The organism is Desulfosporosinus acididurans (assembly GCF_001029285.1).
In the GTDB taxonomy this organism is placed as follows: Bacteria; Bacillota; Desulfitobacteriia; order Desulfitobacteriales; family Desulfitobacteriaceae; genus Desulfosporosinus; species Desulfosporosinus acididurans.
The window spans coordinates 144,049-170,955 of record NZ_LDZY01000004.1; the positions used below are offsets into that span (position 1 = coordinate 144,049).

Below are 26,907 nucleotides of genomic sequence, written 5' to 3' on the forward strand. Positions count from 1 at the left end.
ATTAAGTAGTTAAGGTTTGGGGGAGAGGGGCGTTGCCTTGACGCCTCTCTCCCAATAAGAAAGGGGGACTATGAATGAAACTGGAACTAGGTGTGAACCGAGAATTTTGTGAACCTTTGTTGGAGTTAAAACATGTCACCAAGTATTATCATGGTGCGGCACCGGCCCTGGAAGACATCAATTTTTCGGTTGCGGAGGGAGAGTTTATCTCTGTTATAGGCCCATCCGGTGCCGGGAAATCCACCCTTCTCCGTTGTATTAACCGGATGATTGAAGCGACCAGCGGCGAGATTTCCTTTGATGGAGTCCTTATTTCGAAACTGAAGAAACGAGACCTGAGAAAGCTGAGAACAAGGATCGGCATGATATTTCAGCATTATAATTTAGTTGATAAGTTATCAGTCATTGAGAATGTTCTTCATGGCAGGTTAGGTTACAAATCCACCCTTGCCGGGGTAATGGGACGGTATAGCCCAGAAGAAAAACAACAAGCGATGAGGATTATTGACTTATTAGGTTTGCATGACCAGGTCTATAAACGCTGTGACCAACTAAGCGGCGGTCAGAAGCAGCGGGTTGGTATTGCCAGGGCTTTAATTCAAGATCCCAAGCTGATTTTATGTGATGAGCCCATTGCATCCTTAGATCCCAATTCAGCCAAAATTATTATGGATCACCTCAGAGATGTTTCTGCTCAGATGGGCATAACAGTTATTGTTAATTTGCATCAAGTCAGTGCTGCTCTCAAATATTCGGATCGCATTATCGGTGTCAATCAGGGAAAAATCGTTTTCGACGGCTCCCCAAGTGCTTTAACTGCCGAAAAAATCGCAGAAATTTATGGGTCGGAGTCCAATGATCTCATGGTTGAATTAGGAGAACGCTATGCAATCTGATATTTTTGCTAAACGCAAAAAGGACAGTCTGATATTTTTTTCCTTATTAATAGTGGTTACCGTTGGCTCGGTCGTCATTACCCAGTATGATGTGTCGAAAGGGTTTACCAGTCTTCTTAAGGCTTTTATCTGGGGAGGTTCCAATTTTTATCCCGATGGTAAGTCACTGACCATATTGCCTGATGTACTGCGAAAATTATGGGATACGATCCTGATGTCTATTGCGGCAACGACAGTTGCCACGGTTTTCGCAACGCTTTTGGCTTTGGTTGGTTCCCGAACCACAAGGATGAACAGAGTGTTTAGTCTGGTTGCCCGGGGCATTGCCTCACTCTTTCGCAACATTCCTCTCGTCGCTTGGGCCATGGTCTTAATGTTAGCTTTTAGTCAAAGCTCAATTACAGGCTACTTGGCTCTTTTTTTAGGATCGTTTGGGTTTCTGTCAAGAGCCTTTATTGAAACCATTGACGAAGTGTCCAACGACTCCGTTGAAGCCTTGTCAGCTACCGGGGCCAGCTATTCCCATATAATTTTTCAATCAGTTTTGCCGTCCAGTCTCCCCCAGATGATCAGTTGGATATTATTTATGATTGACACGAATATTCGTGATGCCACCTTAGTTGGTCTTCTAACAGGCACAGGAATCGGGTTTTCCTTTGATTTGTACTATAAGAGTTTTAATTTTCATGCCGCAAGCCTTGTCGTGATTTTAATTGTCATTACTGTAATTCTTATTGAAATGGTTTCCAATACTATCAGAAGGGTGATTATGTGAAGAAGATTGAGGAAGCAATTATACCCTCGAAACCCTTGACTAGGGAGTCTTTTACCATGTGGATATTATTGCTTGTTTTATCCCTGTTGACTATCTATGCCCTGGCCACCATTGATTACACGAGTGTGGATATGGGAAAGGCAATGGCTGATACTCTCAATAATTTCAAAACTATATTTTTCCATCCTGCAGCTCACCGGCTTAGCTTGTGGGACGCATTTTACGAAGTTTTAATAACCATGGGCTTGGCATTTTTAACGACCTTGTTTGGCGGTATCATTGCTATGCTCCTGGGATTGTTGGCCGCCCAGAATTTGGCGCCAAAACAAGTTACCAATATTATCAAGGGTTTTGTCGCTTTTATTCGTGCAGTTCCCAGCATCTTATGGGTTTTGATCTTTGCCGTGGCGGCGGGCCTGGGCAGTGTGGCTGCCGTTATTGGTTTAACCTTTCACTCTGTCAGCTATTTGACGAAGGCTTATTCCGAGTCTTTTGAAGAATTGGACAGAAGCGTTATTGAAGCCTTGATGGCCAGCGGGGCGAATTGGTGGCAGATCATTTTTCAAGCGGTTATACCTTCCTCCGTTTCTTCCTTGCTGTCCTGGACGTTTATGAGATTTGAAATCAACTTCGCCAATGCTGTTGCCATGGGCGCTGCTGCCGGGGCAGCTGGAATCGGCTTTGATTTGTTTATGGACAGCGGCTTTTATTTTGATCTGAGGGAAATAGGACTGGTTACCTATTTTATTATAGCTTTCGCTCTAGTACTCGAAACGATCTCCACCAATTTGAAAAGTAAGATATTATTGAAAAAGGCTTAGCCCGAACAAGTACAGAGAGCAAATCATGAATCATAAATTATTGATTACAGATCACTGGCTAGGCCTTGATGTTCCCTCAAAAATGACATAAAGAAGGATGAAGTCGTAAATTAAGAGGTTTGGAAATAAGGATTTAAAAGGGAGTAAATTTGACGTGAGAACAAAAAAGATTTGCATTTACAATGCCAAAATGATTCTGCCTGAGAAGGTTAGCAAAGGGCACATAATTTTAGAAGGAAATAGAATCATCGAGGTAGCGGAAAGTGATTTTTCCAGAGTGAAGTGTTATTCAGACCTGACGATGATTGATGCCGAAGAATGTTTTGTTATGCCGGGGATGATTGATCTTCACAGCGATGCTATCGAAAAGGAAATCCAGCCACGGCCCAATACTTTATTCCCCATTCATATGGCCTTTTATGAGTTAGAGAAGAAACTTACGGTCAGCGGTATTACAACTATGTTTCATTCTCTTAGCTTAAGTGACGAATGGGGAGTAAGAAATCAAGAGATGGTTGTCGGTGTAATAAATAGCATCAACACCCTTAAAAATGCTCGTTCTATGATTAATCATAAGATTCATCTGCGCTACGAATTGACGTTTCTTGCCGGGCTTAAAGCCTTGGAAGGTCTTATTAAAAACAAGAGCATTGATTTAATGTCGTATATGGATCATACGCCGGGGCAGGGACAGTTTAGAGATGCTGAAGCACTTGAAATTTTTACTCTCCAATCTTATGGCAAAAAAGAGCGGGAATTTGACGATTTTGTCGATAAAACCATCAAAAACCAATCACGAATTAATTGGGCCAAACTTACGGAACTATCCAAGATTGCCAAACATCAGGGGATTCCTTTAGCTTTTCATGACGATGATACTCAAGAGAAAATTGATACCCTCCTGGAATGTGAAGGGATCGTCAGTGAATTTCCTATTAATTTGGAAACAGCAGTCTATGCGGCATCAAAAGGAATTCACGTCTCTGTGGGAGCTCCTAATATTATTCGCGGAAAATCCCACAGCAACAATATGAGAGCGATAGATGCTATTCTCAATCATGCGGCAGATATCATTTGTTCCGATTACCTGCCAAGTGCTATGCTTCCGGCAGTTTTTTCTTTAACGCAGGAAGGAATCGCGCTGAATGAGGCGGTTAAGATGGTAACCTTAAATCCCGCTAAGGCTTTAAAAATTGACGCTGAGGTCGGTACCATTGAAGTCGGTAAATGTGCAGATTTAATTGTTGTGGAAATGCATCAGGACTATCCGATCCTTCGGAAAACCCTTGTGGGCGGGAGCACAGTATTTCAATCAGATTATAAGGCCTATAGTGAAAGAGTTGATAATGTATGTTAATCCGACAAGCTAGGGAGCAAGATCTGTCAAGTATAGTAAATCTTTTACAAGCCATGGACGGCGAGGAGAAGATCGATTACGGCGAAGCCGTAACCATATGGCAGAAAATGAAGGAGTATCCCTATTACAAAGTATTTGTAGTTGAAGACAGCGACCAGATAATCGCTGCCTGCAGTTTGATCATCTTGGAAAATTTGGGCCATAGAGGAACTAAGCTTGCCCTTGCCGAAAGTGTGATTGTCGCTGCGAATTACAGAGGCTCTGGTATAGGCAGTATGCTGATGCACTTTATTATGGATGAAGCTAAGGAGGGAAATTGTTACAAGCTTATGCTTTCCAGCAATAAGAAAAGGCTGCAAGCCCATGCGTTTTATCAGAAGCTGGGCTTTCAACAACATGGGATTAGTTTTGCTGTTGAACTTAATCAATACTAGTTCATGGAGCTTGTGAGATCGGTTTTTTTTAAAAGCAGTGGGGCACTTCCGATTGTGGTAAGAGTCATGGAGGCGCACAAATGATGTTTAGCAAGACGAGGTGCGATTTATGGAAATGAATTATACCGAGTATCTCGAATATGTTGAAATGGTACTTGCGGAAAAAGCGATTAGAGAATATGCTCGCCAAATGAAGACTCTGGGAAAATTCAAAGAGTCTACGGAGGGCCTTTGGGAGCCGGTTCCTTATTCAGGCTATACTTTAATCACGCCAACATATTTAGATGACGAGGAAAATGTTGATTCCTATAGATTTCTTAGCGATATTCGAGAAGAATTATTTTGGAATATCCCCTTTCCAGGGATAGTCTGGGCTCCTACGATTGCCCTTCATATGACCATAGGCCGGTTGATATCCGGCGATGTTTTTAAGCAGAGGATTAGAGATTCTCGTGAAGACGAATTTCTGCTGGCCTGTCATCAGATGTTTTCTCATATGTCTAGTACCGGATCGTTAAGCTATGAAATTAAGGGCTTATCTGTTTTTCCCCAAGGTGTCATAGCCGCTATCGTTTCGCCGCTGAACGAAGGTGATTATTCAGGGCTGCAGGCAGTCAGAGACTATCTTTACGATGATAACAATCTTAAACAACTAGGTGTTGAGAGAAAACGACGGTTTCAGGGACATATCAGTTTGTTTTATCTAGAGGAAGAGTTATCAGGAAAAGAAAGACGCATAATGGCTGATGCTGTCTCAGAAACAAACAGGAGATTTTTCAATGCTCCCTTACCCTTTAGGATTAAACAGGCTGAAGTTAGAAAATTCGATAACTTTTCGGAGTTTAACCGCCATGATCATTGGCCTGTTTTCAGGTTGTAGCTATCTCCATGGTGAAAGGAATTAAGTGTTTATGAACGTCGAAGAACGAGAAATGTATGACTTCGCTAAACTCTTAATGTATTCTGCGGGGTCGAAGCTGAAACAAGAGCGCCGACAATCCGTCATTAAGGTTAAGGAAAAGACGTCTCAGATGGACCTGGTCACAGAACATGATTTACTTATTGAGAAATACCTCATTGATGCTATTCTAAGTAACTATCCAGATCATAATATCCTTGCTGAGGAAAGCAGGGAACAGATTTGTTCGAAGCATAATGATGATTATGCGTGGGTTATCGACCCTATTGACGGTACGGTCAATTATTATAGGTTTGGCAAGGATTATGCCATATCCCTCGCTTTATATAAAAATGAAAATCCGATTTTTGGTTTAGTTTATGATGTCGCCAATAGCGAGATGTTTAGCGCAGGTCATGGTGAAGGAGCAATCATCAATGGACTCCCTTTAGACGCTCTGCCGGATTCCCATGATAAGCTGAGCAAGGCGGTTGTTGGTATTAGTTTGAGAACTATGAGAGAATTCGCAAGTTTGGGTATGGATGTCATGGGGATGTTGTCCCAGGCCCAGGCCTATAGATATTTGGGCTGCGCCTCTCTGGAAATATGTAAAGTTGCCAACGGTGAATATGATTTGTTTATTTCGTCTAATGTCCATCAATGGGACATTGCCGCCGCCAGGATTTTTCTCGAACAACGTGGGGGAGAAGTTCTTATTCGAAGAAACAATGAGGACAGATCACCTTTTGGTAAATTATTAGTAGCTGCTTTTCGCTCGCCGTTAATATGGACAGAGGCTCGCGAATATCTTCCCCTTTGCCTGAGAGATAAGTTTGACGCGTAATTTGCAGATAAAAAACATCGGTTCCTATTTAAAATGGGAGTCTCACGAATGGATAAAAGGGTGATTTTATGCTTCAATATGAAGAAATAATAAGAGAAGAGTCAAAGAGCATTTGTCGAGTATTAACGTCCTATATGACAGAGAATGAGGCTTCGGTTTTTTCTGAAGACGTTGTTTTATTGAAGGAGAACTTTGGTAACAATCAAAATTCGTTCTTAAAAAGGGCTATTACGATTGTTCGGACCGTGGTATTGATTCTTGCAGCATTAGCATTTCATTATTTTTTTCTGCTGCGATTCTTTTAGCGTTAACAATAAGCTAGCTAAATGATAGACGGCTGTGCAGCCGGACACTGATCACTTATAGTAGCTTTTTGTAACTTTGTTGGAACGAGCATCTCATTAACCGTATTTTTAAGGAATTAAAAGTTAACAGTTATTGAGAAAAAATGATTATAAAGGATGATTAGAAACTATGATTGACTTACATGTTCATACGAAAATTTCTGATAATTCCTTAAGTATTGATGAAGTCATCAGACAGGCAAAAGAAAAGGGAATTACTCATCTTGCCATTACAGATCATGATACCACAAAGGGGTTAAACGATGCTTTGTGCCTGGGAGCCGATTTAGGTGTTACCATCGTTCCGGGCATAGAAATATCAGCTTACGATTACGAGAGGAACAAGAGAGCTCATATTCTGGGTTTATATATCGAACCGGGCCATTCTTCTCTGGATCGTCTTTGTACGCCTTTAATTGAAAGCAGGAAGCAAGCATCCTACGATATGTTCCTTAAGATTCTTGCGGCGGGGTATGAAATAACCTGGGAGGATGTTCTGAAGTATGCTGGGGGGACTGGCGTTTATAAACAGCATTTAATGCATGCCTTATTGGATAAGGGGTATTGTGAGGCCATTTATGATGACCTATATAAAAAACTTTTTCACCGTGGAAGTAGTACGCACCCCCAAGGTGAAGCCTTTGTTCCGTTAGAATACGTTGATGTTCGAGAGGCGATTCAGGCTGTTAGAGAAGCAGGAGGAATCCCTATTCTTGCCCATCCGGGACAACTGGATAATTTTGATGCCATTGATGAGTGGGCAGAAGAAGGACTTGGCGGGATCGAAGTTTTTCATCCCAGCCATAATGACACTGACCGACGCCAATCCCTGCATTATGCACAGAAGCATAACTTAGTGATTACAGGCGGTTCGGATTTTCACGGTTTTTATAGTGAAAAACCGGTAGAGTTAGGGTGTCCGGAATTGGGGCCAGAGTGTATTAAAGAACTTTCCTTAAGCTTAAAGAGTGCTTTCGCGAGCATAGTTTAGTTTTAGACATCAACTTAGAACAGTAACAAAGAAAACAGTGAACTTGTTCAGCTAAAGCTGAACATCGGGGCTTAAAAATCGAATAAAAATATGATTTTGTAAAAGAGTGGATATGCTTCTATGGGAGAAGTTATCCACTCTTTTTAATAAATTCGGATCATTTTTTAGTTTGCATTTGCCTTAAAGGACAACCTAAGGGATTTAAAGAGTTTAAACCTATTCCTTAGCCTTGTTTAGTGCCTTGAGCAAATGTCTAAGATCTTCGGGGAAAGGGGCGCGAATAACGAGAGGAAGTCCGGTGACTGGATGCAGAAAGGCGTAAACTGAAGAATGTAAGGCCTGACGGTTTATGAGTGAGGTGTCTCCACCATAAAGGTCATCTCCCAGCAGGGGATGACCTATGCTTTCACAATGGACTCTAATTTGATGCGTCCTCCCAGTCTCTAGGATAAATTCAAGCAAGCACGCTTCAGAATAACGGCGAATGACTCGATAATCTGTTCGTGATGGTTCTCCAGTTTCTTGAATTTGGCGCTTGATAAAACTATTGGGAGCAAGACCAATTGGAGAATTAATAGTCCCGCTGTCTGCGCGCAGGTACCCGTGGACAAAGCCATAGTAACGCTTGTGAATGTGACCGCGCTCTAGCTGCCAAGCAAGTTGCTGATGGGCAAATTGATTTTTGGCAATGATCACGACCCCGGAAGTATTGCGGTCAATTCTGTGAATGGGGCGAAAAAGTCTCTGCTCTCCTTTGCGCTCCCAGTAACCCATGACTGCATTCCCCAGGGTATTATTAGGGTAACGTCGATTGGGGTGGACAACTTGTCCAACAGGTTTGTTGACAGCTAAAAGATAATCATCCTCATAGAGAATACTTAAGGGCAGATCTTCGCCCTGAATTGGCGATTCTTCTTCCGCAAAAAGCTGGATAGTGAGAAGTTGACCTTCTTTGCCCCGTGCAGTTAAGTAAGTGAAACATCCGTCTACCCAGACCCGTTCTCCTTGTTTCAAATGTTGTAAAACTTTAAGCGAAAAATGAAATTTATGTTTTAAGATAGAAAGATATTTTTGACCGGCATCCTCCGGTTGTAAACGATATTCCCATAAGGTATTGACTGAGTTCATAGCGGCCTCCATCTTCATCAACATAAATTGAAGTGTATTAAAGGTTCATTTCGGACATAATGCGTTAATAAAAAGGAAAATGCTAAGGTATGAAGAATATACATACAAACTATTTACTGGTAAATGACCTTAAAATCATTTCTGTTATTGAGATCATTGTGCACAGCAATGAGCAATTTAAGGATATCATGTCAGTAGAACAAAGCGATTGACATCAAAAACCATTATAACTATGATTTTAGTCTAAGGAGGCCCTATCGTGAAAGATCCGCGTTTTGAAAAACTAGCCGATTCTTTAATTAATTATTCTATCGCCCTGAAACCTGGAGAAAAAATTCTTATTGAAGTCATTGGAACAGGTATTCCACTTGCCCAGGCTCTTGTACGGCATGCTTATCAAGCTGGAGGGGTGCCTTTTGTATCTGTCATTAATCATACTCTAATGCGAGACTTATTAAAAGAATTCACGGTCGAGCAAGCTGAGGCCATGGCCCGCTGGGACCTTGCAAGAATGAAAGAAATGCAGGCCTATATAGGAATTCGGGCGGGAGAAAACGCTAACGAGTGGGCAGACGTTCCCGGTGAATCTCTGAAATCATATTCATCCTTTTATCAAAAGAAGGTGCATACTGAACAGCGCGTTCCCCACACTCGTTGGTGTGTCTTACGGTATCCCAACGCTTCTATGGCACAGTTAGCATCCATGAGTCTGGAAGGATTTGAAAATTTCTACTTTGACGTCTGTAACCTAGATTATGGTAAAATGTCCTTGGCGATGAACCTGCTCAAGGACTTGATGGAGAAAACCGATCAAGTACGAATTGTTGGACCGGGTACTGATTTAGTCTTCTCGATTAAAGGAATGCCGGCGATTAAATGTGACGGACGCATGAATATTCCTGACGGGGAAATCTATACAGCGCCTGTTAAGGAATCGGTAAACGGGCGGATCAGTTATAATACCCCTTCTTTGTTTCAAGGATTTACCTATGAAAAAATTGTCTTGGATTTTAAAAACGGTAAAATCATTAAGGCCGTCGCCAATGATACGCAGCGGATTGAAGATGTCTTCAATACCGATGAAGGGGCACGGTATGTGGGGGAATTTGCCCTCGGAATAAATCCATACATCTTAAACCCAATGCTGGACACCCTTTTTGACGAGAAGATCGATGGAAGTTTTCATTTCACCCCCGGTTCCTGCTACGATGACTGTTACAACGGCAACAAATCAGCCGTTCACTGGGACTTGGTGTGTATACAAAGACCGGATTATGGCGGTGGTGAGATTTATTTTGATGAAAAGTTAATTCGCAAAGATGGCCGTTTTGTTTTACCGGAACTGGAAGTGTTGAATCCGGAAAATCTGAAATAACGTTGTCTATGACCTTGGTCGTAAGCCGCATTTAGGAATTGAGCGGGGGCTTACTGAATTCAAATGGAGGCGGTTCGATGGTTAATAAGTTGCTATCCATTATCTTAGGTGCGGTTTTATGGGGTCTGGGTACTTACATTAATATTGTTGTTGCCATCGCCAAGTACGGATTGCCGGCTTTTTTGGCGGGAGTACTTCTTGCTCTGGGGTTTTTAGCCACTAAAGCTTTGTCAGAAGAAAAGACAAGTATAGATTTATGGATTATTATTCTCAGAGGCTTAGCTGTAGAATCGCTTCTTTTTCCCCTGGCCAATTTGGCGATGGTTTATTTGCTGGCAAAAGGTTTTCCTTTTGAGGAAACGAGAGCCGTGTTAATTGAAAGCGGCCTAATTGCTGTTATTTTAGCAGGAGTATTTTTCTTTAATGCGCATTTATTGAACACGAAGATTCGCCGCTGGCGTATGGGAATAAAAAAGTAAGTGGTTTAACTATGGAAGAGGAGTCGGATTTATAACAATGTCGAATAAACGCTTGCGTTTAATCTATAATCCTTACGCTGGACGGTGTAAGTTAACAGGTCAATTAGATTCGGTGATACGTATTTTTCAAGAAAGCGGACATGATGTATGTATTCATCGAGCCTGTTCTCCGGAAGACATTGAAGAGACTGCTTTACAAAGCAGTGATGTTGATTGTCTGGTAATTGCCGGAGGAGACGGGAGTATTCACCAAGTGGTTAATGGTTTGGTAGAAATTCCGGCATCCCAACGTCCAGCCTTAGGAATTTTGCCTGTAGGAACAGCCAATGATTTGGCTTATGCTCTCCATCTGCCTAAAAGTGTTCCTGAAGCCTGTAAGGTAATTGGACGAGGAAATATTTACAATATAGATACGGGTATGGTCAATAATCGTTATTTTGTTAATGTTGCCAGTGCAGGACTTTTAACAGATGTTTCGCAAAAAGTGGACCTGAGAGTAAAAAACTCTTTGGGTCAGTTAGCCTATTTTCTGAAAGGGATTGAGACGCTTCCTTCATACCGGCCTTTCGGAGTAGAGTATGATCTTGATGGAAAGCATTATAGTGAAGAAATTATTCTTTTTCTAGCTGTTAATGGTCTTTCCGTTGGGGGAATTAGGCAACTAATGCCCAGAGCGTCTTTGTCTGACGGAAAGTTGGATATTTTAATGGTCCCACTTGTTGGTTGGCCGGAAACTCTTCGAATTCTTCTGAGAGTTTTACGCGGAGAACAGGTAAGTACCCCCAAAATGAAAGAATTTCAGATCTCAGAACTAACGATTCATACTGATCGGCTCATAACCTCGGATCTTGACGGGGAACATGGCCCGGAAAGCCCTTGGCATATCTGTGTTGGCCCCAAAATTTCTGTGTTTTGTTAATTTTGGCCTTGAGGCTTGACAGTGATTTTAAAGGTTAAATGGGGGGGACTTGATGCTTGGCTCATCCTTTCAACAGGAAGTTTTAAAACGTCTAAGCCTAATTTGTCCTGTTTATTGTGTCGGCGGTGCAGTGCGAGATGCAGAACTGGGAATACCTAACAAAGATGTGGATGCTGTCGCTGCCCTGCCCCCTGAAGAAATCTTTAACCTTTTAACCCATTGGGGCTATACACCTCATTTGCTGGGCGCAAAACTACAAACGATAAGTTTGTTTCAGGAGTCGGATCGCTTAGACTTAGTCTCCTTCCCCGGTGAGCTTGAAAGGGATGCTCTGCGTCGTGATTTTACGATTAATGCCATCTATCAAGATGTTAACACAGGGGAAATAGAGGATCCTTTTCAGGGTCTGAGTGACTTGAGAAATCGGTATTTACGAACTTGCGGCAATCCTTCCGAGCGATTTGAGGAAGATCCTTTAAGGGTTTTGCGAATGATACGCTTTGCTGTTAAATACGGCTTAAGTATAGAGAATGAGACCTGGCAGTCGGCAGTTATCTTTGTCCCTCAACTTTCAGAGGTTTCCAAAGAACGAGTTACTGAAGAATTGGGAAAAATCTTGGTTTTAGAGAATATTGCTCAGAGCCTTTCACTATTAGATCGGATTGGATTTTTCCAACTATATATTCCTGAACTATTCAGGCTTAAAGGATTGGCCCAAAATCGCTTTTATACTAAAGATGTGTGGGATCACACTTTGAAGGTGGTTCAGTATAGCCCAGAGCAGATAACTTTACGTTTAGCAGCTTTATTTCATGATCTGGGAAGATGGCAAACCGTCGGCAGAGAGAAAGGACATTATTTTCCTCACGATAAAGAAAGTGCCCGGCTTTCGCGGGAAATTTTTTCCCGCTTTCGTTGGAGTATGGTTCTTCCCGGGGGGGCTCATGGGGAACAAGAAGTTGAATATCTCGTAAGGCATCATAGTCTGGGGTCTCGTACCTTTAGAAAGGAATTGAGAGGAGAAGCTGATTGGCGGAAGGTATCCTTTAAAGCACGCTGTTTCGCTTGGAAGATTGGCTGGAACGGCCAGTTTTTTGATCCTCTTAGAGTCGAAAATTTACTAAAACTGTGGCTGGCGGATCTTCAAGGCGGAAGGCAAGTATACTGGGATAATTTTGAACGGTATACAAGAATTCAAAGTGAGGTAAGGGCTGCTTCGTTATGGATAACTGAGCGAATAAAGACTCTGGATTGGAAGGTATTCACTCAATTTGTTCAGGAAAAAGGCTTAAGAGGTAAGAGCTATGGACGATTTAAAGAACAGGTGCGCAGAGTCCTTATACGATGCCCAGAGTATTGTTTGAATGATACCACCTTTCTGGAAGCAGAATACCAGACTTATTTACTGAGAGATGCTCAGCGTTTGGGGCAGCTATAAGGAATTTAACCTTGTGAGACAATTAAATATCTTATCTGAATAGAGTGAAGATTGAGCTCTAAAAGGAAAAATATGTCTTGACCGGTAGCGACGATAAGTTTATAATTACTGCTAAAAAAGAGGTGCTTTTATGGAGAAGCGTTGGCGATGCAACGTATGTGGTTATATACATACGGGCGATAATCCGCCTGAAGTTTGCCCTGTTTGTAGTGTTGATGCTAGTAATTTTGAGCTGGTAACAGGTGACCCTGAATTGAACGCAACCTCAAATGTCAAATCGGCAGCGAAGATTGCCTCGTCTCAATCGGACGGTCCCCAGGTCATTCGCCAAGCACTTTATAAGATTTCTTATGGCCTTTATATTATTACGGCTGAAGCCGATGGAAGAGATAATGGACAATGTGCCAATACATGTTTTCAAGTGACATCGGATCCGGCGAGATTAGCGATTGGCATTAATAAATCAAATTTTACGCATGAACTAATCCAAAAAAGCGGGAGATTTGGAGTATCCGTTTTAAGCCAAACAGGTCAGGACTATGCTCGTAAGTTCGGATATCGTTCAGGGCGTGACGCGGATAAGTTTGAAGGAGTAGCAGTTCATCGCGGGGAATCGGGTGTTTTGCTGCTTGATGATGTACTTGCTACAATGGAAGCTAAAGTGGTAGGCCAACTCGATGCGGGAACTCATACCCTCTTTTTGGCGGATGTTATTGCGGCTGAGATCCTTCAAGAGGGAGAACCGATGACCTATGCCTTTTTTAGAGCCAGCAAATAAAGGCTGCAGGAATCTATAGAAAAAAGTGATCAGGCTAATTCGTGTAAAACAGAATTAGCCTGATTCTATTCACAAATCCATAAAGGTTTTTGGTAGTGGATCAGTGGATAAATTAGGTGTTAGGGGGATCATTATGCATTCAGAGGTTAAGAGATCAGTTTGTCCTTATGATTGTCCTGACACTTGTGGGCTTAGGGTCGAACTGATAGCCGGACTCCTTCGGGAAAAATCGAACTTTATAATCCCCAGGAACCAGCCCCTCTGCCCCGCTATATCGAACCTCATGGAGATAAAACTCCATTTTTCCTGATGAGTAGTCCTAATTTGTATTCTTTGAATTCATCGTCTAATGAGCGAGAAGATTTATTAAAGAAGAAGAAAACAGCCTATCTTTTAATGAATGTGGAGGATGCTCTGGCAAAGAATTTAAAGGATCTTCAGCAGGTGCTTGCCTTTAATGAACGTGGTGAAGTTAACTTCATTCTTAAAACAACGACTAAGGTTCCCCGCGGAGTTGTTGTTACCGAAGGGCTGTTTTGGAATGGGAATTCTAGAACATCATCGGTTAATGCTCTTACTTCTCAACGTTTGACTGATCGAGCTTCGGCAAGCACACTTTATGATGTTAAAGTGGATGTGCGAGGGGGCGAGTGAACTTGGTAGGGGACCCGCTCCTACTTGAAGAAGTAAAAGTCTTAGAGGTTAAAATGTAAAAAAATTTTTCAAAACCCCTTGATTTTTATTTAAAGTAATTGTAAAATAAGAACATAAATTAATTGATAACAACTTTGAGGGGGTTAATTTAAATGATTAAGAAGTTTGTATGTTCAGTATGTGGTTATGTTTTTGAAGGGAATGAGGCTCCGGAAAAATGTCCGCAATGTGGAGCTTCTAAAGACAAATTCTCCGAGAAAAAAGACGGCCTTCTGCAATGGGCTGATGAGCATAAAATTGGAGTAGCCCAGGGTGTTGATCCAGAAATTCTTGAAGGTTTAAGAGCTAATTTTACCGGAGAATGTACTGAAGTTGGTATGTACCTAGCTATGAGCCGTCAAGCAGACCGAGAAGGTTATCCTGAAGTTGCAGAAGCTTATAAGAGAATTGCTTTTGAAGAAGCAGAACATGCTGCTAAATTTGCCGAGCTGCTTGGCGAAGTAGTGTTTGCCGACACTAAAAAGAATTTAGAAGCTAGAGTGGAAGCCGAATATGGAGCTTGCCAAGGCAAAAAAGAAATCGCCACCAAAGCAAAACAACTGAACTACGATGCTATCCATGATACGGTTCATGAAATGTGCAAGGATGAAGCTAGACATGGTAAAGCTTTCAAAGGATTATTAGACAGATATTTCAAATAAACCGGCCACATAAACTTTGGCGGCTCACAAAGCTCATACAACCCTTTATAAATAAAGGGTTATATGAGCTTTTTTATGTACAACTCTATGTACGCAGTACATGGATTGAGAAAGGAAGGTATATGCCTAAAAATTACTTGCTGTAGGGCATTAGACAGCAGGACAATTAAGGAAGTCCAGACTGCAAGTGACTAATATTTATTAATTTTTAAATATAATATAATTACAGTTTGTGTAATTTGAAACTTGGAACTATAAATGGTATACTTGAAAAGTAAATAAGAGGAACAAACTAGTGAACATGCTCCCACCACTTACGTTCTGCGAACGTTGAAGTGGAAGAAGTTCTTATAAGCCTTCTCAAGATTAAGCTGAGCGTTGGCTAAGGCCAAACTATCGACCTCTTTGAGTCAAGGAAACGTAGTTTTGTATTGTGCAGGGGTGTTTTTCAACATCGTTTGAGTGGTTTTACCGGTGCTTCAAAAACAAATGCCCTTGGAGAGGGACACTAAAAACTACTACTGTATAATATAAGAGGTGATGAATTTGGATAAGGTCTCGTTAGATAAAGAAATAATCCTCAATGCAACAGAAGAAGTTATTCGCCGTTTCGGACCAGACAAAGCGAATATCACTGACGTAGCAAAGCTATTAAAGGTTAGCCATGCTGCCCTTTATAGATATTATAATGGAAAAACTGACCTTTGGAATGCTGTTACAGAACGTTGGCTCACAAGTTTGCATGCCCATTCAAATGATATTTTGAAAGAAGATAATCCTGCTGATATTAAACTTTTTCATTTACTCGAAGACTTTGCGGAAGCTAAACGTCGAAGTAGCGTTAATGACCCGGAAATGTTTGCAAATTACATCAAACTAGCACACAGCTCAATGGAAGTAATAGAAAAAAGTATAGAAGAAGGTATTGATCGTATCAAAGAGATCATAGTTCAAGGAATTTCGGAAGGTATATTTTTCACGGAATCTCCTGGTCAAGCGGCAAGAACCGTATATTTTGCAACCGGTGTTTTTATCAATCCAAACACATTTGAAGATCCAAATCGGAAACAGAACATAGAATCTGTTATAAATCTTCTGATAAGAGGACTTAAAAATCCTAATAAATGAATCGAAGTTTGACAAAGCTCCAAAAAATAAGTTAACATTTTTTCGCCCTTGGCTTTCCTAATAGGATTGTTGAGGGCGTTAGTTATTGGTATTTCAAGAATTTGACCATACTTTATAAAAACAGGGTCAAATTGAGAGCGGAAGCAATGCTCCTTTGTATTTTTTTTGTGACAAGTTACAGGTTAAATATATTGTGTTTTTATAGTGTGATGTGATATTATAAATTTAACAAATTACGATAATTAAAACATGTAACTTATAGCGTTAATTTTGAAGTTTAAAGGAGAATTTTTATGTGTAATTTTGTAAGCAGAGCGGTCCAGCTCGAGTCATTCGGTGGTCCTGATGTCCTCAACGTCCGCGAAGTACCCGTGCCGCAGGCCGGATTGGGGCAGATTCGCGTGCGCGTCACCGCGGCCGGACTGAATCCGATGGACTGGTTCATGACCTCCGACGCAGACACCGCCGCTCGATTCGGCTTGAGCCTGCCGTCCGGGTTCGGAACCGACTATGCCGGGATCGTGGACCAGGTCGGTGAAGGCGTGACCGAGTTCGCGGTCGGCGACCGAGTGTTCGGCGGCGCCTTCTCCCGCGCGGTAGCCGACTACGTAGTAGTAGAGGTGGTAGGAACCATCGCGGCGGGCGTTGTCGCGTACCACACCCCCGACGGGGTCGATGACCGTACCGCCGCCACCCTTACTATCGCGGGCTGCACGGCCTCTGCCGCCCTCGCCGTGGTCAACCTTGGCCCGGACGACACGGTACTTATTGGCGGCGCGGGAGGCGGGGTCGGCGTGTTCGCCGTCCAGCTCGCTCGGCTCGCGGGCGCGCGAGTGATCGGAACGGGATCGTCGACATCTGCCGATGCCCTGCGTGCCCTCGGGGCCGAGCCGGTCACTTATGGCGACGGCATGGTCAACCGGCTTCGCGCCATGGCTCCTGCCGGCGTCACTGCGGCGATCGATCTATACGGGACAGATACGATGCAGGCGGCACGGGAACTTGGCGTTCCGGACGAGCGCATCACCACCATCGCTGCACAGGTCGACGGGATCACGCCGGCAAACGGTGCTAACGCCGCCCCCGGCGCCATAGAAGAGATTGCTCGCCTGGTCGCGGCGGACCAGCTCCATGTGCCCATCGCAGCAAGTTTCCCGATGGAGCAGATCCGCGCGGCGGTCGAGCTTCAAGCCGGCCGGCACGTGCACGGCAAGGTCGTCATCGACATCTAGGTATTGTTCCACGAGCTTGTCGTCGTTAGCTTAGCTGGTCAGGTCACATTCCAGCGGCAGGCGAGGATAGACTACATGAATCGAAGGTTGTTACAGTTGACTCTGCCAAAACGGATCACGCTCCGCTTGTGTTTTCTTAATGAAATACTTCTAAAAGGGCGCAGCGTTGTGAAATTATTAGTTCACAACGCTGCGCCTTTTTTTATAATATTAGGCGGGAAAGCAGACATGTCATTCCTTTTCATTCCACAGTTTAATTGACAGAGCCACTTTAGCATTAGAAATATCAAGGATGTTTAGTTTGAGAAAAGTGAGTTAAAATGTAAATACTGATGCAAGATCACATTTTGCCTTGTTAGGGAGGATGGTTTATTGAGCTTGGAGGAATGGCAAGATTGGAAAAAGAAGCTTAGGAAATGGGCTTTAGATTTAGGGTTTATAGCAGTTGGGTTTACCACTGCCCAACCGATTAAGGGGCTTAATGGTTTATTACAGGATCGCCTTGAACAAGGTGTGTCCACCCCTTTTGAGAGTCAAATAATTCAGCAGAGGGTTGATCCCAAGGCTGTGTGGCAGGATTGTCGGGGCGTTGTTGCGTTAGGTTATGAGCTTCCTCTTACGGTCGCTCCCGAGAAGGGAGAGGGCATTTTAGCCCGCTCGGCCATCGGGGAGGACTACCACCGGGTAATTAATCAGAAATTAAAAGAGCTCGCTGAGATAATGGCAGAAAACCATTGGCCCGGAGCTATTCGCTGGCAGGTCGACACGGGACCTTTAGTTGAAAGAGCCTTTGCGGTTCGGGCAGGGCTCGGTTGGATCGGCCGAAATCAGCAACTGATTATACCTGGTTACGGTTCCTTTGTGGGGTTAGCGTTGTTGCTGCTGAATCATGAACTTCCCAGCGATGAAATGATTTTAGACAAGTGCGGTTCTTGTCGTAAATGTATTCAAGCTTGCCCTGCCCAAATTCTTGGTAAGGAGATCTTTGCAGCTAAACGTTGTTATTCTTATCTCACTCAGAGCAAAGAAGTGCTAACGCCAGGCGAGAGAATAGGTTTAGGAAATCGAATTTTTGGCTGCGACACTTGTCAGGAAGCTTGCCCTCATAATCAACAACGGCTTCAGGAAGAGACGCGGATGGTATCGGCAGCGGGGAAAAAGCGCGGTGTCGATTTAGTGGATACATTGAATTTAACCAAAGGGGAGTTTCGAGAGCGTTTTCTTCATACGGCAGCCGGATGGCGTGGTAAAGGTATCCTGCAGCGAAATGCCTTTCTCGCTTTGCGTAACCTGCAGGATCCTAGACTTAAATCTTGGCTGGTAGATAAAGAAAGAGCCCTTCCACCAATATTGACTCCATATCTGGAAGAAGTAATGGAAGATGACGTTCAAAGGGAGAATCTCCGTTCAACAAACCGACCGATTCGCTGTAATGCTTCTTCAAGCTGTTCCAGAGAATAAGCGTAGGAACAGCGAATGAATCCTTCACCGGATGGCCCGAAGGCGGTCCCGGGGACGACAGCGACTTTTTCCTCTTTTAAGAGTTCTTCGGCAAAGGCCTCCGAGGATAATTTCGTTTTCGATATATCGGGAAAGACATAAAAGGCACCCAGGGGCTCAAAACAATCCAGACCCATGGATCGAAAACCATGGACCATAAGCCGGCGTCGACGATCATAGGCGGCGACCATTTCGTCTTTAGCTTCGGAAGCAGAGCGCAAAGCCTCAAGAGCGGCAATTTGGCCAGTGATTGGGGCACAGAGCATGGTATATTGATGAATTTTGGTCATTCCGCTGATTAGGTCAGGGTGCCCGGCAACGTAGCCGATTCGCCAGCCTGTCATGGCGTATGATTTGGAGAAACCGCTGACGAAGAGTGTTCTGTCGTGCATATCCGGTAAACTGGCAAATGAAGTATGAGTGCCTTCATAGGTAAGATCGGAATAAATATCATCGGCCAGCACGAGCAAATCATGCTCTTTGACAAATTCGGCTATGGGCAGGAGGTCTTCGCGCTGCATAATAGCCCCTGTCGGGTTATTAGGGTAGGATAATACTAAGAGCTTGACTTCGGGTGAGTAGGCTTGGGTCAGGTCCTTAACCCGCAAACGGAAATTTTCTTCAGCGTGGGTCGGAACATAGCGAACATTGGCTCCCGCTAAAGTTGCGCAGGGTCCGTAAGATACGTAAGAGGGGTCTGGCACTAAAACAATATTTCCCGGTTCAAGGACAGCGCGCATAACGAGATCAACAGCCTCACTGGCACCGGTTGTAATCAAAATTTCTTTAAGGGGGTCATAGGAAAGGCCCATAGTAACGTTTAAATGATGGGCCAGCTCTTCCCGCAGTTCAAAAAGTCCCGCGTTGCTGGTATACATCGTCTGCCCCTGCTCAAGGGAAAATATACCGCTTTCCCGCACAGTCCAGGGAGTTACAAAGTCAGGTTCGCCGACTCCTAGAGATATTACGTCTTTCATCGTGGCAACAAGATCAAAAAATTTGCGGATTCCTGAAGGCGGCATATTGGCAACATGGTTCGCTAGATAACGCTTCACGGTGAGATCACGAGACGTTGAAGTGTCTCTTCCTCACCCATAAGTTCTACACCGTCCTGTTTATAGCGGCGCAGCACAAAATGAGTGGCCGTACTCTGGATATGCTCAAGGGGGGCTAGTTTTTCTGCAACAAAAAGAGCAACATCTTGCATCGTCTTGCCTTCAATAAGTAACGCCAAATCATATCCGCCGGACATAAGCATTAATGATTTGATTTCCGGGAATTTTTGCAGCCGTTTAGCAATTTTGTCAAAACCATAACCGCGTTGAGGGAGAACTCTTACTTCGATAAGAGCGGAAACTTTTTCTTCGCCCGTTCGCTCCCAATTGATTACAGGTTGATAACCGGCAATAATTTTTTCTTTATCCCAGTCCTTGATCCGCTTTTTGATGTATTCCGCAGATAAGCCGGTTTGCAGTGAAAGTTCTTCCGGTGTATAGCGGCAGTCTTTAGCTATAATTTTAAGTAATTTGCGATCTTCTGGAGTGAGCATCCTTTTACACCTCTTTAAACAATCTAATAAGGTCGATAAACATTATCATAACTTAGAACAACAATAATTACAAGGAAGTTTTATATAACAGATACCTTGTTTTGTAATATTCTGGTGTAATTATATAAAATATCTGTCCTGCGGGGGATAGATAGACGATATATTTAGTAAAGTTTATATGGTCAATATTTAATTCTCTAATAAAGGGGAAATAAAGGGGAAAAAAACAGACAAAAGTTTGGGTTTGCAATAATTTCAGGTTATAATAGGTAATCATAAGCAAAACCTTTTATAAGATCTGAAATAAGCTTTAAGTAGTGGGAGGCTGCATTAAATTGCCCATGTATGAATTCAAGTGTCCAAGCTGTGGCTTGCTTACCACAGAATTATGCAGATTAGGCGAAAATGGAGAGTCCCTAGCATGCCCGAGCTGCGGACATAAAGGACTTTTCAAACAATTATCCAAATTTTCAAGTCCCGGAGTGACTAAAGGAAACAGCGGCGGAACGTGTTCACCCGGGTGCCATGGAAATTGTTCCGGGTGTCATTGAAAGGGGAACCAGGTTTTGAACAATCGACTTAATATAGTAATGGTTGAGCCGGAAATCCCGCCTAATACGGGGAATGTGGCTCGGCTTTGCGCTGCAACAGGAGCTGCACTCCATCTGGTTAAACCATTGGGTTTTAGCATTGACGATAAGCATTTAAAGCGTGCCGGCTTAGATTATTGGCACCTTCTTGATATCTACTATTATGACAATTTTAACGATTTTGAAGAAAAAAACCCTGACGGACTCCGTTACTTAGCAACGACAAAAGGTGGCCGTTCCTACACTGACATGGTTTATGAACCGGGGGGATATTTAATTTTCGGTAAGGAAACGAAAGGATTATCACCCGAAATTTTGGGCCGTTACCCGGACAAGACTATAAGACTGCCGATGCGTGCGGAAGCGCGTTCCCTAAATCTATCCAATTCAGTAGCTGTTGTTGTTTATGAAGTATTGCGTCAATGGGGCTTTCCGAATCTTGTTTAAAAAGGGGGAGAAACTATGATACCCAACGTTGACGTAGGGTTAATATGTGGTTCAAGTACTAATTCGATTTCCTTTCCTAAAGATTTAAAAATACCCGGAACAAAGGTGCTGGGTGAGGCCTTGATTTTTGATACTCCTTATGGGCCGTCGCCGGAATTTACCCATTTTTCTTATGCAGGCAAAGAGGCTTTAACATGCCGGATGCATGGCTGGAGACAGGGAGTCACCAGAACTCAGGCTTCTCAGCAAATTTTTTGGGTTTTTCATCAAGCAGGGGTCCACGTGGTTTTAACTGAGGGCGGGGTCGGGGGAATTAATCATCTGCTAAAACCTCGTGATATTGTTATTCCTCACGATTATTTGGATTTTTCAATGCGGAAAGATGTATCCATCGGACTTCCCTATCTGTTAACCATGCGCAATGCAGTTTGCCCGGACTTGATTAAGCTCTTACATGAGACCGTTTTACAAAACCAGCCACCGCGCTATGTCTTTGAACGAGGGGTTTATGTTTGTACGGACGGGCGTCATTTTGAAAGTCCATCTGAAGTTCAGATGTTTAAACAGATGGGCGGTGATATCATCGGACAATCCATGTGTCCGGAAGTATATCTGGCCCGAGAAATCGGAGCCCATTACGCTACGGTCCAGCTTGTTGTTAACTATGCTGAAGGTATCATCAAGGATTGGGAACACGAGGAATTAGCTGATATTTTTTATAATCAGTCCAATTTCGCCGGCAGAATTTTGTTAAGCGCGATGGCTATGCTTCCTCAAACCTTTTCCTGTTCTTGTTTGGAACTGCGCCAACCGACAATGCTGCGTGATAAGCTTGAGCCTAAGACTGCGGAGGAATAATCATGGCCTATATAATAACCTTTGCCTTGGCCTTAGTAATTGCAGTTGTTTGTACACCGCTGACGATGAAACTGGCCCAAAAATGGGGGGCTATTGCTTATCCGGGAGGGCGTCACGTTCATAAAAAGCCTATTCCCCGCTTAGGCGGATTGGCCTTGTACGCCGGTTTTTGGCTGGCGGCTGCATTAACTCAAAAATGGGATCTATCATTCTGGGGGTTATTTTTAGGCAGTACGTTAATTATGGTGGTCGGTGTATGTGATGACATATGGGAAATTCGTCCGCTCGTAAAGCTCTTTTGGCAAATTGTTTCAGCGGCGTTGCTCTTTGGCTTTAATTTTTCCATGGATTTTATTTCCCTGCCTATAATCGGGCAGATTAATTTCACAGGTTTTTGGCTTAGTACTATAGGTTTTGCTTTAATGCTCTTTTGGATCGTTGGCCTGGTTAATACGGTCAATATCTCTGATGGTTTAGACGGTCTTGCCGCAGGGATATGTTTTATGGCGGCACTGCTATTGTTCTGGTCGGCTAATCGAATCAGTAGTCCTGCAGCGCATCTGACCTTGGCTTTAGCTGGATCACTGCTGGGATTTTTATTGTTTAATTTTCCCCCGGCAAAGGTATTTATGGGGGATTCCGGTAGTATGTTTCTTGGCTATATTATTGGTGGCCTTTCCATTTACGGATTGCTTAAAACCGCGACAATTTTAGGCGTGGTTTTTCCGCTTCTCGTTATGGGCATGCCGGTAACGGACTTAACCTTTGCTATTATTCGCCGTAAACTTAGAGGTCAATCCGTGGCCACCGCCGATCGGGGACATTTGCATCATCGCCTGCTTGACGCGGGACTTACCCAGCGTCAGGCGGTTTTGTCAATGTATGGAATCAGTGCTTGTTTCGGGATTTCTGCAGTCTTAGGAGCTAAAGGACAATGGATTATGGCTTTAGCCATTCTCATCCTTGTCTTTGCGCTCCTGGTGATTATTTTAATGCGCAGAACTGCGATGCTGGCGGTTTTTGGCAGACGTCACTCAAAATAAAATCTTGATTATCCCGAATCTGTTCTTTATAGTTTTCTTCACACTTATACCCCCCGCGATGCATATGATGATCGGAAAGGGGGTATAAGTATGCCATTGAATGTTTTTGCCTTTTACAATGGTCTGACGGAACAAGTAAAGGGTTACCCATATTTAGCACGTTACGGAAATACTATCGATCAGTTGGATATTTTTCAAGTATCCATTCAGAATGATGGAACACTTCAGGGCCGACCCAGTCAAAAAATAATAACCGAAGCCCATGCCAAGGGGATCAAGGTTTTTTTAACCGTCAGCAACTTGACACAGAGGGGACTCTTTTCGACAGATTTAATGACCCAGTTGGTGCGGGACCGACAATTCGCCGATTATACTTGGGGGAACATACGGAATCTTCTGGCACAGTATCAGTTTGATGGAGTCAATCTAGATTTGGAAAAGACGAGTCCTGGGGACCGATATCTTTTCACTCAGCTTATCCAAAGATGGTCAACTTTGTTTCATCAAGCGAACTATATTGTTACTATTGATGTTCCGGCAAAGTCCTCGAGTGAACCTCTTGATCCGTGGAAAGGTGTCTTTGACTATCAGGCTCTCGGCCAGGTTGTTGATGAGGTTATCATCATGACTTATGAAGAGCATTGGCCGGCAAGTCCTCCGGGATCAGTAGCTTCCTTGCCTTGGGTCAATGAGAGTTTAAACTATGCTTTAGCAAATATCCCGGCCCGTAAAATCTATATGGGTATTCCTCTTTATGGCTATGATTGGTCAGAACGAGGCGGGGCGCAGAGCATCAGTTACCAAAGGGCAGTAGACCTTGCTAAACGTTATGGCGCCCCCATCCTTTGGGATTCAAGACAACACGGCTTGCATTTTCGCTATGAAACTATGGGTGTTAAACATACTGTTTATTTTGAAGATCCTCGCAGCTTGAAGGATAAGCTGGATCTTGCTTTAAGTAAGGGCATTCGAGGAGTAGCCCTTTGGGAAATGAATTTAAGTTATCCTGCAGTGTGGGAAGTACTTCAAGTATATTCAGCGCGTTAAAGCGATCAGATGGAGGTTAAAGAATGAATATTCGTTTCCACGGACATTCGTGTTTTGAAATTGAGAGCGAGGCGGGAAAAATCATCATTGATCCCTATCTGAGAGGGAACCCAAGTACTACAGCGAAACCTGAAGACTTTAAACAGCTTGATGCTATTTTGGTTACCCACGGTCATCACGATCATTTAGGCGATGCTGTAGAATTGTCGCAACAAACAGGTGCTCCAGTTATTGCAGTCTATGAGCTGGCAGCCTATTGCCAAAGTCAAGGTGCAGCAACTCATGGTATGCATATTGGAGGGAAATATCTTTTTCCTTTCGGATGGGTTAAGCTTACATTGGCACTTCATGGTTCAGGGATTGAAGAAACAGCAGGAGGGCCTATGATTTATGGCGGCCCGCCCTGCGGTTTTCTTCTTCAAATAGAAGGGAAATGGATTTACCATGCCGGAGATACCGGGTTATTTGGAGACATGGAGCTGATTGGTTTGCGGCATCCTTTGGAAGTCGCCATGCTGCCTATTGGTGATAACTTTGTCATGGGCGTCGAAGAAGCGGCCCACGCATCCCAATTACTGCGTTCCAAAGTAGTTATCCCCATGCATTACAATACTTTTCCCCTTATCAACCAAGATGTTAACGAGTTCCTGCGCATGCTGCAGCGCAGAGTACCTGAGACGAAGGGCATAGTACTTAAAGCAGGGGAATCTTTTGAAATAGCTTAGTCCATATACATAGAACATATTAAATAAAATAAATACTGAACAATAATTTTGCTGAAATATTCCGCTTGTAGATCAGGCGGGATATTTTTATTTAAAAAGGGTAAAACTTTTAGAAAAGGAGATGAGAACATGACCAGAAAAATGTGTGCGCTTCGTTGCCTTTACGGAGTTGACGGACGTTGCCGCTTAGAACATTTGCTAGGAGATAGAGGACCAAATTGTCCGCATTATGAAGAAGATGCATTTACCATGAGCAGGGGGAGAATATAAGATGAAATCAGCAAAACCAAGAGTAAGGCGAACAGACCCCTTAGAGCCATTGAAAATGGAAATAGCCGCAGAATTGGGACTTTTAGAGCAAGTTAAGACCAAAGGATGGCACTCCTTAAACGCCAAAGATGCCGGCAAGATCGGCGGGTTAATGACCCAACGGCGGAGACGGGAAAATCTTAAAGATAGAAACGAATAAGCTAGTTCGATCTTCAATCATATGGTATAATCAATGATTGTATAGTAATAGGTGGGGAGCGTTATCACTTGACAAAACATCAACAAATATTAACATTCATTGAAGATTTAGCTATCGGAAGTAAGGTTTCTGTCCGTTTTATTGCTAAAGCCTTAGACGTCAGTGAAGGGACAGCTTATCGTGCCATTAAAGAAGCTGAGGCTAAGGGGTTAGTTCGCTCAATTCCCAAAGTTGGTACCATACGAATTGAAGGGGTTAAGGAACGCCAGATCGAGGATTTAACGTTGCGCGAAGTGTCTCAGATCGCCGAAGGTGTTGTTATCTGTGGCTTTGAGCATCTCGATCGCTCCCCTCATAAATTTGTTATTGCATCTATGGAGCTTGATGCAATGGGGCGTTATTTGGAAGAAAATGCTTTGTGCATTATGGGCAATCGTCATGATGCTCAGATTCTGGCTTTAGAACATAATGCTTCCTTATTAATTACAGGAGGCTTAGAACCTGACGAAGACGTTGTAGCTTTGGCGCGGCAGCGTGAGTTAGTCATTATTCAATCACCCTATGATACCTTTGCCGTGACTTCGATGATTAATCGCGCTCTCTATGATCGGTTAATTCAAAAAGAACTCATTTTAGTCGAAGATATTATGGTCAAAGATGTTAAGTATTTGAATGTTGATGCTACCGTAGAAGATTGGCGGAATCTTTCCCAAAGTACAGACCATAGCCGTTTTCCAGTCGTTGATAATGACATGAATCTTGTGGGAATTGTCACGGCGGTTGATGTTGCCGGGGAGGATCTCAAAGCTCCGATCAAGGACGTTATGAACGGCAATCCCTTTATGGTTGGCCGCGATGATCCTGTAACCCATATTTCGCGAATTATGGTTTGGGAAGGATGGGAAATTGCGGTCGTAGCGGATCAGGGTAAGTTAATAGGCATTGTTAGTTTACAAGATGTCATTGAAGCTTATCAGCAAGTCCAGAAACAGCCTCAGTTCGGAGAGACCGTTGATAATCTAGTGTTAAGCGGATTTCGGTTTGTTGATGATTCCGAACATCTTTCCATTGAAGGTGAAATTACCAATGCCATGGTGGATGACTACGGATCAGCCAGTTGTGGTGTTATAGTTACAGTCATGAACATGGCTGGATATATCGGGCTTCGCAAGAAATACAAACTCAACGCAATTACCGAAAACTTTACCCTCTATCAGCTTCAGCCCATACCCGTAGGGACGGAAATTACCGTTACTGCTAAACTTCTCTTGGTAGCTAAGAAACATTGTAATATTGAAGTAGAAGTTAAGGTGGGGTTGAAAATGAAATAGTTGCTAAAGGTCTGATGACAGCACGTATCGGAGATAAAAAACTGGTGAATGAAAGCAGTTCATTAATTTAATTGAAGATGAATTTATCCCTTGACAAAGTTACAAGTTACAAATGAATCAACAATTATTAAATGACGGGTCTTGAATTTTTCAAGG

General features: G+C 43.2%; 31 protein-coding genes and 2 pseudogenes. 29 read left to right on the forward strand and 4 right to left on the reverse strand.

The features are described from left to right. Positions 1-74 precede the first annotated feature (74 nt). The 9 genes from phnC (at position 75) to DEAC_RS06335 (ending at position 7,360) form a co-directional block, all read left to right on the forward strand. A complete protein-coding gene (gene phnC, locus DEAC_RS06295) occupies positions 75-896 on the forward strand; it encodes a phosphonate ABC transporter ATP-binding protein (protein ID WP_047809181.1) in 822 nt (273 codons plus the stop codon). After that, positions 886-1,671, forward strand: a complete 786-nt coding sequence (locus tag DEAC_RS06300) for a PhnE/PtxC family ABC transporter permease (protein ID WP_047809182.1) — start codon at positions 886-888, stop codon at positions 1,669-1,671. Before phnC ends, DEAC_RS06300 begins: the two co-directional genes overlap by 11 nt. After that, entirely contained in the window at positions 1,668-2,492 is an 825-nt protein-coding gene (locus tag DEAC_RS06305; RefSeq protein WP_047809183.1) for a PhnE/PtxC family ABC transporter permease, read from the forward strand. Before DEAC_RS06300 ends, DEAC_RS06305 begins: the two co-directional genes overlap by 4 nt. A 154-nt stretch (positions 2,493-2,646) precedes the next feature. Beyond that, a complete protein-coding gene (locus tag DEAC_RS06310; protein ID WP_053006304.1) occupies positions 2,647-3,849 on the forward strand; it encodes an alpha-D-ribose 1-methylphosphonate 5-triphosphate diphosphatase in 1,203 nt (400 codons plus the stop codon). After that, on the forward strand, positions 3,843-4,283 hold the full coding sequence (locus tag DEAC_RS06315) for a GNAT family N-acetyltransferase (RefSeq protein ID WP_047809184.1): 441 nt from the start codon (positions 3,843-3,845) through the stop codon (positions 4,281-4,283). Before DEAC_RS06310 ends, DEAC_RS06315 begins: the two co-directional genes overlap by 7 nt. A 109-nt stretch (positions 4,284-4,392) precedes the next feature. Further along, positions 4,393-5,163: a hypothetical protein gene (locus DEAC_RS06320; RefSeq protein WP_047809185.1), complete on the forward strand. Its 771-nt coding sequence runs from the start codon at positions 4,393-4,395 to the stop codon at positions 5,161-5,163. A gap of 31 nt (positions 5,164-5,194) precedes the next feature. Beyond that, on the forward strand, positions 5,195-6,025 hold the full coding sequence (locus DEAC_RS06325) for an inositol monophosphatase family protein (protein ID WP_047809186.1): 831 nt from the start codon (positions 5,195-5,197) through the stop codon (positions 6,023-6,025). A 134-nt stretch (positions 6,026-6,159) separates the two neighbouring features. Continuing rightward, on the forward strand, positions 6,160-6,330 hold the full coding sequence (locus DEAC_RS06330; protein ID WP_207642578.1) for a hypothetical protein: 171 nt from the start codon (positions 6,160-6,162) through the stop codon (positions 6,328-6,330). Positions 6,331-6,499: 169 nt separating this feature from the next. After that, positions 6,500-7,360 carry a PHP domain-containing protein gene (locus DEAC_RS06335; RefSeq protein ID WP_047809188.1) on the forward strand — a complete coding sequence of 287 codons (861 nt, stop codon included), beginning with the start codon at positions 6,500-6,502 and terminating at the stop codon, positions 7,358-7,360. A gap of 216 nt (positions 7,361-7,576) precedes the next feature. Here DEAC_RS06335 and DEAC_RS06340 read toward each other — a convergent pair whose 3' ends face one another. Beyond that, entirely contained in the window at positions 7,577-8,488 is a 912-nt protein-coding gene (locus tag DEAC_RS06340) for an RluA family pseudouridine synthase (protein WP_047809189.1), read from the reverse strand. Positions 8,489-8,577: 89 nt separating this feature from the next. On the opposite strand from DEAC_RS06340, the gene DEAC_RS24505 reads away from it, so the two are divergent. The 8 genes from DEAC_RS24505 (at position 8,578) to DEAC_RS06375 (ending at position 14,832) form a co-directional block, all read left to right on the forward strand. Next, positions 8,578-8,700: a hypothetical protein gene (locus DEAC_RS24505; RefSeq protein WP_282434438.1), complete on the forward strand. Its 123-nt coding sequence runs from the start codon at positions 8,578-8,580 to the stop codon at positions 8,698-8,700. Positions 8,701-8,747: 47 nt separating this feature from the next. Beyond that, the gene (locus DEAC_RS06345) at positions 8,748-9,863 is read left to right on the forward strand and encodes an aminopeptidase (RefSeq protein ID WP_047809190.1); all 1,116 of its coding nucleotides are present in this window, start codon (positions 8,748-8,750) and stop codon (positions 9,861-9,863) included. Between the two features lie 77 nt (positions 9,864-9,940). Next, positions 9,941-10,342 carry a hypothetical protein gene (locus tag DEAC_RS06350; RefSeq protein ID WP_047809191.1) on the forward strand — a complete coding sequence of 134 codons (402 nt, stop codon included), beginning with the start codon at positions 9,941-9,943 and terminating at the stop codon, positions 10,340-10,342. Between the two features lie 37 nt (positions 10,343-10,379). Further along, positions 10,380-11,261, forward strand: a complete 882-nt coding sequence (locus DEAC_RS06355) for a diacylglycerol/lipid kinase family protein (protein WP_047809192.1) — start codon at positions 10,380-10,382, stop codon at positions 11,259-11,261. Positions 11,262-11,313: 52 nt separating this feature from the next. Continuing rightward, positions 11,314-12,699 carry a tRNA nucleotidyltransferase/poly(A) polymerase-related protein gene (locus tag DEAC_RS06360; RefSeq protein ID WP_047809193.1) on the forward strand — a complete coding sequence of 462 codons (1,386 nt, stop codon included), beginning with the start codon at positions 11,314-11,316 and terminating at the stop codon, positions 12,697-12,699. Between the two features lie 130 nt (positions 12,700-12,829). Beyond that, the gene (locus DEAC_RS06365) at positions 12,830-13,477 is read left to right on the forward strand and encodes a flavin reductase (protein ID WP_047809194.1); all 648 of its coding nucleotides are present in this window, start codon (positions 12,830-12,832) and stop codon (positions 13,475-13,477) included. A 309-nt stretch (positions 13,478-13,786) separates the two neighbouring features. Continuing rightward, entirely contained in the window at positions 13,787-14,131 is a 345-nt protein-coding gene (locus DEAC_RS06370) for a molybdopterin dinucleotide binding domain-containing protein (protein WP_242847086.1), read from the forward strand. A gap of 155 nt (positions 14,132-14,286) precedes the next feature. Then, positions 14,287-14,832 (forward strand): NADH peroxidase, encoded by a 546-nt coding sequence (locus DEAC_RS06375; RefSeq protein ID WP_047809427.1) that lies wholly within the window; start codon positions 14,287-14,289, stop codon positions 14,830-14,832. 338 nt (positions 14,833-15,170) lie between these two features. Here DEAC_RS06375 and DEAC_RS24125 read toward each other — a convergent pair. Further along, positions 15,171-15,287: pseudogene (locus tag DEAC_RS24125) on the reverse strand (RNA-guided endonuclease TnpB family protein); the annotation flags it as partial. A gap of 85 nt (positions 15,288-15,372) precedes the next feature. On the opposite strand from DEAC_RS24125, the gene DEAC_RS06380 reads away from it, so the two are divergent. The 3 genes from DEAC_RS06380 (at position 15,373) to queG (ending at position 18,653) form a co-directional block, all read left to right on the forward strand. Then, a complete protein-coding gene (locus DEAC_RS06380; protein ID WP_053006305.1) occupies positions 15,373-15,960 on the forward strand; it encodes a TetR/AcrR family transcriptional regulator in 588 nt (195 codons plus the stop codon). Between the two features lie 293 nt (positions 15,961-16,253). After that, on the forward strand, positions 16,254-17,192 hold the full coding sequence (locus tag DEAC_RS06385) for an NADP-dependent oxidoreductase (protein ID WP_047809197.1): 939 nt from the start codon (positions 16,254-16,256) through the stop codon (positions 17,190-17,192). 372 nt (positions 17,193-17,564) lie between these two features. Next, entirely contained in the window at positions 17,565-18,653 is a 1,089-nt protein-coding gene (gene queG, locus DEAC_RS06390; RefSeq protein ID WP_053006306.1) for a tRNA epoxyqueuosine(34) reductase QueG, read from the forward strand. On the opposite strand, the gene DEAC_RS06395 is transcribed toward queG, so the two are convergent. Beyond that, positions 18,581-19,747, reverse strand: a complete 1,167-nt coding sequence (locus DEAC_RS06395) for an aminotransferase class I/II-fold pyridoxal phosphate-dependent enzyme (RefSeq protein WP_047809199.1) — start codon at positions 19,745-19,747, stop codon at positions 18,581-18,583. The genes queG and DEAC_RS06395 overlap by 73 nt on opposite strands. After that, a complete protein-coding gene (locus DEAC_RS06400) occupies positions 19,744-20,241 on the reverse strand; it encodes an Lrp/AsnC family transcriptional regulator (RefSeq protein WP_047809200.1) in 498 nt (165 codons plus the stop codon). Before DEAC_RS06400 ends, DEAC_RS06395 begins: the two co-directional genes overlap by 4 nt. Positions 20,242-20,582: 341 nt before the next feature. On the opposite strand from DEAC_RS06400, the gene DEAC_RS22610 reads away from it, so the two are divergent. The 9 genes and pseudogenes from DEAC_RS22610 to DEAC_RS06440 all read left to right on the forward strand — a co-directional run bounded on the left by DEAC_RS22610 (position 20,583) and on the right by DEAC_RS06440 (position 26,822). Beyond that, positions 20,583-20,792 (forward strand): FmdB family zinc ribbon protein, encoded by a 210-nt coding sequence (locus DEAC_RS22610; protein ID WP_242847098.1) that lies wholly within the window; start codon positions 20,583-20,585, stop codon positions 20,790-20,792. A 39-nt stretch (positions 20,793-20,831) separates the two neighbouring features. Beyond that, on the forward strand, positions 20,832-21,278 hold the full coding sequence (locus DEAC_RS06410) for a tRNA (cytidine(34)-2'-O)-methyltransferase (protein ID WP_047809428.1): 447 nt from the start codon (positions 20,832-20,834) through the stop codon (positions 21,276-21,278). 15 nt (positions 21,279-21,293) lie between these two features. Continuing rightward, on the forward strand, positions 21,294-22,136 hold the full coding sequence (locus DEAC_RS06415; RefSeq protein ID WP_047809202.1) for an MTAP family purine nucleoside phosphorylase: 843 nt from the start codon (positions 21,294-21,296) through the stop codon (positions 22,134-22,136). A 2-nt stretch (positions 22,137-22,138) separates the two neighbouring features. Beyond that, positions 22,139-23,179, forward strand: a complete 1,041-nt coding sequence (locus DEAC_RS06420) for a glycosyltransferase family 4 protein (protein WP_047809203.1) — start codon at positions 22,139-22,141, stop codon at positions 23,177-23,179. Positions 23,180-23,269: 90 nt separating this feature from the next. After that, a complete protein-coding gene (locus DEAC_RS06425; RefSeq protein ID WP_047809204.1) occupies positions 23,270-24,226 on the forward strand; it encodes a glycosyl hydrolase family 18 protein in 957 nt (318 codons plus the stop codon). 23 nt (positions 24,227-24,249) lie between these two features. Then, complete coding sequence (locus DEAC_RS06430; protein ID WP_047809205.1) at positions 24,250-24,951, forward strand: metal-dependent hydrolase; 702 nt, start codon at positions 24,250-24,252, stop codon at positions 24,949-24,951. 129 nt (positions 24,952-25,080) lie between these two features. Beyond that, positions 25,081-25,221, forward strand: coding sequence for a cleavage protein (locus DEAC_RS22615; RefSeq protein ID WP_083995942.1), 141 nt, complete (start codon positions 25,081-25,083; stop codon positions 25,219-25,221). Position 25,222: 1 nt separating this feature from the next. Continuing rightward, a complete protein-coding gene (locus tag DEAC_RS06435; protein ID WP_047809206.1) occupies positions 25,223-25,420 on the forward strand; it encodes an alpha/beta-type small acid-soluble spore protein in 198 nt (65 codons plus the stop codon). A gap of 68 nt (positions 25,421-25,488) precedes the next feature. Continuing rightward, positions 25,489-26,822, forward strand: a pseudogene (locus tag DEAC_RS06440) (DRTGG domain-containing protein). The last annotated feature ends 85 nt before the right edge of the window (positions 26,823-26,907 follow it).